The sequence below is a fragment of the Blautia segnis genome, from assembly GCF_014287535.1.
Classification (GTDB): Bacteria; Bacillota; Clostridia; order Lachnospirales; family Lachnospiraceae; genus Blautia_A; species Blautia_A acetigignens.
In genome coordinates this window covers 101,991-109,667 of the sequence record NZ_JACOOT010000012.1, presented here as the reverse complement: position 1 = coordinate 109,667, position 7,677 = coordinate 101,991, and the positions used below count along the sequence as shown (strand labels likewise).

Here is a 7,677-nt window from a genome sequence, read left to right as displayed (position 1 = left end):
GGGAGATTTTGTCCGGATGAGGGCGCCGTAGCGGGCTACGGCAACTGAATTCGGGCAAAATATACCGCAAAGTGGGGCGTGCAGATTGCGGGAATGATTTTTCAAACACGCTCTAATCTGCCCCTGCGTTTTCTTATGTACATAGCAGATATTTATTCTGCTTATACAAAAGATATGAACCTGTATGGTACTAAAGCAATACAGATTCCATTGCCTTCTTTTATTATTTTTTACAATGGAAGAGAACAACAGCCTGACAGAACGGAATACCTGCTTTCTGATTTATTCCATCCTACTGCAGATCATCCTGCACTGGAGCTGAAAGCTGTCATGTTAAATATAAACAAGGGACATAATCAGGAACTGATGGATGCTTGTCACACCCTTCGTGATTATTCCGAATATGTATCACGCATCCGAACCTACTCTGCCCAGATGCCATTATCTGACGCTGTTGAAAAAGCCATCACCGAATGTATCCAGGAAAATATTCTGCGGGATTTTCTATTAAAAAATCGAGCGGAGGCAAAAGCTATGAGTATTTACGAATATGATGAAGAGAAAACGATGCGCATGCTTCGGGAAGAGGCATATGAAGAAGCAATTGAAATAGGTATCCGCACTACGATTGAAACCTGTATGGAATTTAACGCTTCCTCTGCCCTCATTATTCAAAAGCTGATTTCCCAATTTCATCTTTCCGAGGAGAAAGCACAGGCCTATTTAAATGAGTACCTAAACCAAAATCCCAAACACTCCCCCCTATAACCACTTATCAGCATTCCATAAAAAAACCTTCTGTTACTCGTCTCAGCAACAGAAGGTTTTATAAATATACCTTTCATTAAAAATATAAAATTATACCATTTTCGCTACCATATAAAATATTTTAATTAAAATCTGCAGATACCCTATGCCGCATAATATACCAGTTATAAACCTGCGTATATTAGTTGACGGCAGAACATCAATATACTGCATATACCAATCCCCCAGCATAACCAAGCCAAAACATAAACATAATTCTATAGGTACAAATATTTTCAGCACAAATAAAAGAACTCCAACTAAATATCCTGCTAAAATCCCTGTGCAGCGTGCACATAATGGAAATTGCATCCCATTTATAAAAAAACTTCTTTCTGGCATCTGATGACATCCGGAGTATTTTCCTATATGCATAAAGTATCTATGTAAAAGCAGGAGCTTACATTTTAACTTTTTGTTCAAGTTCTGCATATTCTGATTCCTTTGTTTTTATTTCTCTCTTAAGCAGAGGAACTAATATTACAGTAAAAATTGCACATCCTATTCCCATAATTTTAAGCAAAGAATAATCTATCAAAATTCCCATAATAACAAGAATTAAGCAGCAAACAAATATTGATCTGACTCCTTTTAAAGCATTTTTCTTCTTTTGTATTTCCAGTTCAAGATCTTCAAGTGCAGGAAATTTACAGCCACAATCAGAGCACACCCAGAAATGCTTATGTTCATCTGTAACCGTTGTTTTCTGGGATTTTCCGCAATTTCCGCAAAGCAGTCCAAATGGTCCTAAGAAAAGATAGCCCAGGAATCCTTTAGAGCCTGAATATCCTCCTGAAGTTTCTACTTTTGTTTCTGTTTCGGTCACATATTGTAAATTAGTACTGTTACAAGATGGACATTTTAATCTTTTTGTTTCTCCATTTTGTTGTTTCCTGTTATTAAATTCGTTCATTTTTCTGCCTTTCCTCCCAAAGCGCCCATAGGCAGTGCTTTCACTGCCTAATCTATTGCATGGATGCTCGAAATCGTATTGTTATTATAATTAATTTCCACATTGTATTTACCATTGTTAAAACTTAAAATCACCTCTTCCTTTTTAGTTTTGGTAAATTCATAGGAATAATATGCTTCCTGAATCATACTCTCTTCTTCCCAATCCTCAAAAACCATTCCATCACTGTTCTCCTTACACACTGGTGTGAACTTACTTTCTTTAAGATAAAGAGTAGAAGCATCAAGAAAAGTTATATGTGTCTGTATCTCTCTTGAAGAGCCATTCTTATTTTTATGTAAATTATAAATCTCAAAAGATTGTCCAAGCGCATCTTCTTTTACTGACTCAAGTAATTCTTTATCCGCATATTCTTCAAAATGGCTGATAGGTATATAACCAACCACAGACCGATCAGCATTGCAAACCAACGGACAATCTTCATAACGGAATTTTCCGCTTTTTAACCATCCGACTTTTCCAAAATCCGATTGGTTTCCAATAGAATATACCACCTCTCCCTTATGAAATTTTTTCAGTTTATAGCCCGTCATAGATAGTGACAGGGGAAAGTACGATACTGCAACACCATATTTATACTTATATCTACACCCTGCTTCTACAATCGGAAAACTTTCTCTATCTAATTTATATGTAATGCTTTCTTCCACAGGAGTTTCCAAAATTTCTGCTGCCCAAACATTATACGCATATACCTGTGGAACGATCATGACCACAAACTGTATGATAAGTGCAGTAATAAACGCACCAACACCTGCCCATTCTTTCATCAACCAATTATCCACTGCACACATTATGATCAAAATAGCAAGAGATATCATAACACTGATACAATTTACTTTTTCTGCATTGTCAAAAAAGACAAGACATAATGCATATGGAAAATATGAAAAAAACGCTCCGAAAAACAAATACTTAATACCATATAAAATCCATATAAACCGCCTTTCTCTAAAAGCATAAACGATTTCTCTCCCTGCCTGAAAAAAAGTCCATAGAAAAAATGATACCCAGGATATCCCCCTTATCATATCGGTAATATTTGCCACAAATGTATAGCCTGCACCTAACAGAAGCATCAAAACACCAATAATTACTTCAAATGTAATCGGTAAAATAATTATATATTCCATAACATTCTCCATTCTTAAAAAACCAGAGTTTGTGGTTTTAGTAAATTTATTTACTATTTCTTATTTTAGTACATTTATTTACTAATTTCAATATAAAAGAATCTTCCTATGCTAAAATTATATAAATTTTATTTCTGAATCATATTTTTTAGGTTTATACAAAAACTAAAATGAAATCTTATTTTTTCAATGTTTTCATGAGGATTTACTTGAATTACAGACAACGTATTCGCGATTTACGCGAGGATGCCGATAAAACCCAGACTCAGATTGCTGATTATTTAGGCACTTCACAAACGATGTATGCACGATACGAACGTGGTGCGAATGAAATGCCAATCCGCTATCTGGTTGCTTTATGCAGATACTATAACGTTTCTGCTGACTATATTCTTGGATTTACCAACACAAAAATTGTCTTACCTGAAGATTCTCCCAGAAAAGAACAATAAGTTCGCAAAATTTTCCAATTACATTTTCGTGTAATAACGAGAAAATTTTTGCGAACTTATTATTTTTGCACTCTTTCTTTTTTATTGTATCAAAGCATTTTCTGTAGTCGCTGCGCTCCTCCGCCTACAGAAACTCCTTCAGTTTCTCCACATTCTCCTCCTCAAACTCCTGGAGCCGTTCCATCAGCTTTTTAATATCTTTCTCCACATCGTTTTCATACTGATGAAGTTTTTTCACGGCTTCGGTGATTCCCATGCTGCTGCCCTGGATCAGCATTTTGGCGATGTGGGAGGTGGATGCGTCGGCCATGGTCTGAAGATTCACCATCAGGTAGGTGCGGATTTTTTCGAAGGTGCCAAGGCCTTTTTCATCGTATCCGTTCCGGTTCAGCAGGTCGCGGGCTTCGCTGTGGAATTTGCAGTAGCCTTCCAGCTGCTTTTTCAGATAAGCCTGAAGCTTCTCATCTTCTGTGATGTCCAGAAGCTGTTCTAAGGTATCTACTCCCATCTGGGAATTCTGGTATACGTAATTTAGAAATTCTGCATTTGCATTCATAGGCAATTCTCCTCCGTTTAAAAGGGTTCTTTCATGTAAAACTGTTCCTTACCTTTATAACAGAATGCCCCGCATTTCTATTTTATATGCAAAATTGTTTCTAAAATTTCCAGATAAATTTCCCCCTTATTTTCAATACTTTCAGATAAATTCAGCTTACCTCATTTACTTTCACTCATACTTCACAATCTCCTTCTTCAGCCTCTTCATAATCCGCTTCTCCAGCCGCGAAATATAAGACTGCGAAATTCCAAGCAGATCCGCTACCTCTTTCTGGGTTTTCTCTCGGCCTTCGTGTCTGCCAAGGCCGAACCGCAGCTTGATAATGGTCTGCTCCCTTGGTGAAAGCTTGGAAATGGCTTTTCCAAGAAGACGAATCTCCACCTCATCCTCCAGACGGCGGGAAATCTCATCATCATCTGTTCCCAAAATGTCCGACAGCAAAAGCTCATTTCCATCCCAGTCCACATTCAAAGGCTCGTCTATGGAAACCTCCATTTTCGTCTTGCTGTTCCGGCGAAGGTACATCAGGATTTCATTCTCGATGCACCGGGATGCATACGTAGCAAGCTTAATATTTTTCACCGGATTAAAGGTATTGATTGCCTTGATCAGTCCGATGGTTCCAATAGAAATCAAGTCCTCCACACTCACCCCTGTGTTGTCAAATTTCTTCGCAATATACACCACAAGCCGAAGATTGTGCTCAATAAGAAGTGATTTGGCTTCCTTTTCCTCTGGTGTCCCCAGCTTCTCCAGGATCCTGGCTTCTCTCTGGCTCTCAAGCGGCGGCGGCAGAATGTCGCTTCCGCCAATATAATAAACATCTCCCTGCCTGCCAAACAGGAATCTTGGCATCACCTGAAACGGATAATAAGTTGCACTTGCTGCTGATCGGTTCATAGACGAGTCCCCCTCCTAATGCAATATTCTGGAATTTAACAGTACCTGGTACTCTTTTCCCAAAGCAGAGGGTTCCACCGCCAGCGCAAGCACCGGATTCACTGCATGAATCACCTCCCCGGGAGTGTGAATACAAAGGTCATCCAACACCACCGCCAGCATCACGCCTTCCTTTCCCACTGTTTTGTAGGGTAGAAAATGCGGATGCAGATCAGTAAGCTTCGTACCTTCCAGCTCCCCTGGATCCTCCTGCAGGTGCATCAGCCTGTCTCTTTTCTCTTCAGGCAGCATTGCCTCCAAAACCTCAGGTTTCACAATAAAAACCCCATCTCCGTTTATCGGATCCACAAGAAGGTTCCCCGTATCCCAGAACCCGAAAAACTGCTGTACATTTCCCTGATAGGACAGGGTAACCGGATAGATGTTTTTCCACCTGGCACGAAAAGAATCGCTGACATAGATCAATGCGCTAAGTCCCATGTAGGCCCCTGCTGCCACAACCAGAAACCGAAGCGGCGCGGCATTCTTCACTGGCGCCGCCTCCATAAGGCCGCCCATGAGAAATGCCATCAGGTAAAAAGTCACCAGTGCCTTCGCCAGCATTCCTCCCGGCTTAAGCCCCAGTCCCAGAACCAGCATGATCCAGGCACAGCCTCCATGAAGAAGCACCTTTGCCGGAAACAGCCCATCCGATGGTACATAAAGAATGAGGCAGGAAAAAAGGGCGCCGACGGCTGCCGCCAGCAAGATCCTTCTGCGGCTTCTTTTTCGCAGAAACAGTTTGCCAACAATGCGAAGAAGAATATAATCCATAAAAAGATTCGTCAGAAAGACGATGTCTATGTATACGTCATAATACATAAAAAAGCCCCCTGTGGCCGTCAATCCTTCACTTTGGTAAGTGAACCCATTATACGGTCACAGGGGGCGCAGATTTTGTCAAAAAGGGACGGGAAATCCTGAGAATTTCTCGCCCCTAATCGACAGCGCGATCTGTCAATTTTCTTTTTTCGAAGTCATTCGAGAGATGCATAGTAAAGCCGAAAATACTCGCACAAAGAACAATTTTCGGATTATGCCTCCAGATTCTTCTGGTGCAGCGCTTCCAGAAGACTTCGCAGCTCTCCAATAGGGAACTGTCCCGGTGCAGAAGCTGCTCCTACCGTTCCAAAGGTAATTCCGGAGCCGAAGTTTTCCCCGGAAATACGGCTGATAGAGCCAATGCTTCCCATTGCCATGGATACCAGCGGCTTTTCGCACTCTTTTCTCATGGCATTGGTTGCTTCCATAATGGCTGCCACATCCTCAAAACCGTGGGGCATTACCGCCATTTTCAGAATATCAGCTCCGGATTTTTCCATTTCACGGAAACGGTCCAGAAGGATTTCCTGACTGTCTGTTTTGTCAAAATCGTGGGAAGAAGCAATGATTTTGACACCTTCCCTTTGAAGCTCTGCCACCAGTTTTTTCTTCTCTTCTGGATTTCCCATCACTTCCACATCCACAAGGTCTGCTATGTGGCTTCTGGCAGCGTTTCGGCAACATGCGCTGTAATCTTCCATGGAGATGGCAATATTTCCGCCTTCCTCGCTTGTGCGGATAGTAAAAAGAAGCGGAGTCTCTCCAAGGATTTCCGAAAGCTTTCCAAGCACCTGCTTACAGGCTTCTTTGTCCATCAGGCCCTCGAAGAAGTCCGCACGCCACTCCACCAGGTCTGCTCCGGCTTTTTTCGCATCCTTGGCTTCCTGGCAGATTTTTTCTTCTGTGGTTCCCGTAAGAGGAACACAGATTTTGGGGATTCCTGCCCCAATGGTCAGATTCTTGATCTGAATAGGTTTTGTCATTTCTTGACATCTCCTTTCTATTAGAATAAGATAAGAAGTAAGTTTATAAAATTTCAGGAGGTTCCTTATGATTCCAATTACCGGCCATACCCGTCTTACCGCACTTCTTGGAAGCCCGGTAGCGCACAGTATTTCTCCCCTTATGCATAACGAAGCATTCCAGCTTCTTGACCTTGACTACACCTATTTATGCTTTGAGGTAAATGAAGAGACTCTTCCGGCAGCTGTCGATGGTCTGAAGGCCTGCGGCATCCGCGGTTTTAATCTTACCATGCCGAACAAGAACAAGATTGTAGAGCTTCTGGACGAGCTTTCCCCGGCAGCCAGACTGATCGGTGCAGTGAATACCGTTGTCAATGATGACGGACATCTTACCGGATACAACACAGACGGTGTTGGCTATATGCAGGCAGTCAAAGATGCCGGCTATGACATCACAGGCAAAACCATCACGATCATGGGTGCCGGCGGTGCTGCTACTGCCATCTGTGCACAGGCTGCTCTTGACGGCGTGGAAAAAATCCACATTTTTGCCCGGGAAACCAGCCGTTTCTGGGATCGCACCCAGAAGCTTGCAGAAAATATCAACTCCACTCTTCCCTGCAAGGCAGTCCTTCACGAAAATAAGGATACGGCAGCCCTTGCCCAGGCCATTTCTGAAAGTGCCCTGCTCCTCAATGCAACTTCCGTAGGCATGGCCCCAAACACTGAGGGAACGATTATTGAAGATACTTCCCTCTATCACCCGGACCTGATCGTATCCGACGTCATCTACAATCCCCGGGAAACCCGTTTCCTCAAGGAAGCCAGAGAGGCTGGCTGCCGTACCTTTAACGGTATGTATATGCTTCTTTATCAGGGTGCAGAGGCTTTCCGCTTATGGACCGGGAAAGAAATGCCAGTGAAGGAAATTAAGGCAAATTTCTTCGCTGATTGATTTTTCTCCTGATAGTACTCTGTTTCATAACAAAATTCACATTTTAAGAAAACAGGCGCCGCTTTTTACAGC

10 protein-coding genes and 1 pseudogene are annotated in these 7,677 nt (G+C 42.0%); 3 read left to right on the top strand and 8 right to left on the bottom strand.

The window, feature by feature from the left end; genetic code table 11:
• Positions 1 to 57: pseudogene (locus H8S54_RS19305) on the bottom strand (DUF6783 domain-containing protein); the annotation flags it as partial.
• 36 nt (positions 58 to 93) lie between these two features.
• Here H8S54_RS19305 and H8S54_RS05775 point away from each other — a divergent pair.
• The gene (locus H8S54_RS05775; RefSeq protein ID WP_117850435.1) at positions 94 to 768 is read left to right on the top strand and encodes a hypothetical protein; all 675 of its coding nucleotides are present in this window, start codon (positions 94 to 96) and stop codon (positions 766 to 768) included.
• Between the two features lie 90 nt (positions 769 to 858).
• Here H8S54_RS05775 and H8S54_RS05770 read toward each other — a convergent pair whose 3' ends face one another.
• Genes H8S54_RS05770 through H8S54_RS05760 form a run of 3 tightly spaced genes read right to left on the bottom strand, consistent with a single transcriptional unit; the run spans position 859 to position 2,913 of the window.
• The gene (locus tag H8S54_RS05770; RefSeq protein ID WP_243176661.1) at positions 859 to 1,149 is read right to left on the bottom strand and encodes a DUF2085 domain-containing protein; all 291 of its coding nucleotides are present in this window, start codon (positions 1,147 to 1,149) and stop codon (positions 859 to 861) included.
• 58 nt (positions 1,150 to 1,207) lie between these two features.
• The gene (locus tag H8S54_RS05765) at positions 1,208 to 1,720 is read right to left on the bottom strand and encodes a hypothetical protein (protein WP_021924725.1); all 513 of its coding nucleotides are present in this window, start codon (positions 1,718 to 1,720) and stop codon (positions 1,208 to 1,210) included.
• 47 nt (positions 1,721 to 1,767) lie between these two features.
• The gene (locus tag H8S54_RS05760) at positions 1,768 to 2,913 is read right to left on the bottom strand and encodes a hypothetical protein (RefSeq protein WP_186901071.1); all 1,146 of its coding nucleotides are present in this window, start codon (positions 2,911 to 2,913) and stop codon (positions 1,768 to 1,770) included.
• A gap of 209 nt (positions 2,914 to 3,122) precedes the next feature.
• Between H8S54_RS05760 and H8S54_RS05755 the strand changes: the two genes are divergently transcribed.
• Positions 3,123 to 3,365 carry a helix-turn-helix domain-containing protein gene (locus H8S54_RS05755; RefSeq protein WP_021924723.1) on the top strand — a complete coding sequence of 81 codons (243 nt, stop codon included), beginning with the start codon at positions 3,123 to 3,125 and terminating at the stop codon, positions 3,363 to 3,365.
• Between the two features lie 124 nt (positions 3,366 to 3,489).
• Here H8S54_RS05755 and H8S54_RS05750 read toward each other — a convergent pair whose 3' ends face one another.
• The 4 genes from H8S54_RS05750 to aroD form a co-directional block, all read right to left on the bottom strand.
• Complete coding sequence (locus tag H8S54_RS05750; RefSeq protein WP_021924722.1) at positions 3,490 to 3,921, bottom strand: hypothetical protein; 432 nt, start codon at positions 3,919 to 3,921, stop codon at positions 3,490 to 3,492.
• 171 nt (positions 3,922 to 4,092) lie between these two features.
• Positions 4,093 to 4,824 (bottom strand): RNA polymerase sporulation sigma factor SigE, encoded by a 732-nt coding sequence (gene sigE / locus H8S54_RS05745; protein ID WP_021924721.1) that lies wholly within the window; start codon positions 4,822 to 4,824, stop codon positions 4,093 to 4,095.
• Positions 4,825 to 4,839: 15 nt separating this feature from the next.
• The gene (locus tag H8S54_RS05740; RefSeq protein WP_021924720.1) at positions 4,840 to 5,685 is read right to left on the bottom strand and encodes a sigma-E processing peptidase SpoIIGA; all 846 of its coding nucleotides are present in this window, start codon (positions 5,683 to 5,685) and stop codon (positions 4,840 to 4,842) included.
• A gap of 212 nt (positions 5,686 to 5,897) precedes the next feature.
• Positions 5,898 to 6,668 (bottom strand): type I 3-dehydroquinate dehydratase, encoded by a 771-nt coding sequence (aroD, locus tag H8S54_RS05735; protein WP_021924719.1) that lies wholly within the window; start codon positions 6,666 to 6,668, stop codon positions 5,898 to 5,900.
• 67 nt (positions 6,669 to 6,735) lie between these two features.
• On the opposite strand from aroD, the gene H8S54_RS05730 reads away from it, so the two are divergent.
• Positions 6,736 to 7,605, top strand: coding sequence for a shikimate dehydrogenase (locus H8S54_RS05730; RefSeq protein ID WP_117850441.1), 870 nt, complete (start codon positions 6,736 to 6,738; stop codon positions 7,603 to 7,605).
• The last annotated feature ends 72 nt before the right edge of the window (positions 7,606 to 7,677 follow it).

Excerpts from the sequence above, each read along its gene's own strand:
- H8S54_RS05770 (WP_243176661.1), bottom strand. The coding sequence starts at position 1,149 with ATGCCAGAAAGAAGTTTTTTTATAAATGGGATGCAATTTCCATTATGT.
- H8S54_RS05765 (WP_021924725.1), bottom strand. The coding sequence starts at position 1,720 with ATGAACGAATTTAATAACAGGAAACAACAAAATGGAGAAACAAAAAGA.
- H8S54_RS05775 (WP_117850435.1), top strand. The coding sequence starts at position 94 with ATGATTTTTCAAACACGCTCTAATCTGCCCCTGCGTTTTCTTATGTAC.
- H8S54_RS05730 (WP_117850441.1), top strand. The coding sequence starts at position 6,736 with ATGATTCCAATTACCGGCCATACCCGTCTTACCGCACTTCTTGGAAGC.
- H8S54_RS05760 (WP_186901071.1), bottom strand. The coding sequence starts at position 2,913 with ATGGAATATATAATTATTTTACCGATTACATTTGAAGTAATTATTGGT.
- H8S54_RS05740 (WP_021924720.1), bottom strand. The coding sequence starts at position 5,685 with ATGTATTATGACGTATACATAGACATCGTCTTTCTGACGAATCTTTTT.
- sigE (WP_021924721.1), bottom strand. The coding sequence starts at position 4,824 with ATGAACCGATCAGCAGCAAGTGCAACTTATTATCCGTTTCAGGTGATG.
- aroD (WP_021924719.1), bottom strand. The coding sequence starts at position 6,668 with ATGACAAAACCTATTCAGATCAAGAATCTGACCATTGGGGCAGGAATC.
- H8S54_RS05750 (WP_021924722.1), bottom strand. The coding sequence starts at position 3,921 with ATGAATGCAAATGCAGAATTTCTAAATTACGTATACCAGAATTCCCAG.